Origin of the sequence: Streptomyces sp. UH6 (assembly GCF_013421635.1) — a bacterium.
Taxonomy (GTDB): Bacteria; Actinomycetota; Actinomycetes; order Streptomycetales; family Streptomycetaceae; genus Streptomyces; species Streptomyces abyssomicinicus.
In genome coordinates this window covers 1-1451 of record NZ_JACADT010001226.1, presented here as the reverse complement: position 1 = coordinate 1451, position 1451 = coordinate 1, and the positions used below count along the sequence as shown (strand labels likewise).

The 1451-nt window shown below is 73.5% G+C and carries 1 protein-coding gene and 1 pseudogene; one reads left to right on the top strand and one right to left on the bottom strand.

The features are described from left to right. A pseudogene (locus tag HW445_RS30805) lies at window positions 1-941 on the top strand (hypothetical protein); the annotation flags it as partial. 75 nt (window positions 942-1016) lie between these two features. Here the strand turns inward: HW445_RS30805 and HW445_RS30800 are convergent. Continuing rightward, a partial coding sequence (locus HW445_RS30800) for a tetratricopeptide repeat protein (protein WP_180224077.1) occupies window positions 1017-1451 on the bottom strand: 435 nt, incomplete at its 5' end.

The following is a 1451-nucleotide window of genomic DNA, read 5'->3' as shown; positions in this document are numbered from 1 at the left end:
AGGGCCGCAACAAGCTGGTCCTGCTCGGCGGCGGCCTGGTCGCCCTGTTCGCCGTGGCCTACGGCGCGGGTCTGCTGCTGAACCACTCCGACGTGCCGAAGGGCACCACCGTGCTCGGCGTGGAGATAGGCGGCGGCACCCGGGAGGAGGCCGCGCAGAAGCTCGACCGTGCCCTGGGCGACCGTGTGGACCGGCCGCTGGAGTTCAGCGTCGAGGGCGAGTCCGTCAGCCTCGCGCCGGAGCAGGCGGGCCTGGAGATCGACACCAAGGCGACCGTTGCCGAGGCGGCCCGGAGCGACTACAACCCGGTCTCCGTGATCGGCTCGCTCCTCGGCCAGGAGCGCGTCGTCGAACCGAACATGCCTGTCGACTCCGAGAAGCTGCGCGCCGCCCTGGAAGAGTCCGCCGGCGGCGCCGGCTCGGTCACCGAGGGCGGCATCGAGTTCAGTGCCGGCAAGGCCGTGCCCGTCTACGGCAAGCCCGGCAAGGGCATCGACGTCGAGAAGGCCGTGCCCGCGGTCAAGGAGGCGTTCCGCCGGCAGGTGGCCGACGGGAAGGCGCCCGCCACCGAACTGCCCGTCGCCACCCGCGAGCCCGGCGTCCCGGACGCCGAGGTGGACCGGATGATGAAGGAGTTCGCCGAGCCGGCCATGTCCGGCCTGGTGACCGTGCGGACCGACGCCGCGCACACCATCTCGTTCAGCCCGGAGAACTCGCTGTGGCGGTTCCTGCGGGTGCGCGCCGTCGACGGCCGGCTGGTCGAGAGCTACGACAAGGCCGAGCTGGAGAAGCTGTACGGCGAGACCTTCGACGGGGTGCTGATCACCCGGGGCACCGGGAAGAAGACCCCGGTGACCGCCGAGGACGTCATCGGCGCGCTGCGCCCGGCGCTGGTCAGCAGGACCGAGCGGACCGCGGTCATCGAGACCGACCCCAGCTGACCCGGACCGCCGCCGAACGACGCCCGCCCGCACCGCCCTTCGGGGCGAGGCGGGCGGACTCGTCTCGGGACGGGGTCAGTTGAGCCGGGCGCGGGCCGACCGCGCCTGCCCGCGCACCCGTTCGGCCAGCTCCTCGTCCACCGCCTCCACCACGTCGGCGTACACCTCGAGTTCCTCCGCGCCCGCCATGAACTCACCCCTGCCGACCAGGAGTTGGGCGTACTCGTAGCGCAGGTTAGCGGGCCGCGCGGGCAGCAGCAGCGACAGCTCCAGCGCCCACAGCGCGGTGGCCGACTGCTCGGGGCGGGCCGCCGCCCAGGCGCGGACGTTGTTCAGGATCCGCACCACGACCTCCAGCGGCCGGGCGGGCGTGTACACCGACGGGTCCGCCGGATCCGGGGCGGTGCCGGTCGTCTCCAGCACCAGCAGTTCGGCGTCGGCTCCGGTCAGCAGCCGCCCGCCCGCGAACGGGTCCGCCAGCACCTGCCGGGCCGGATCGTCCGCCGGTCC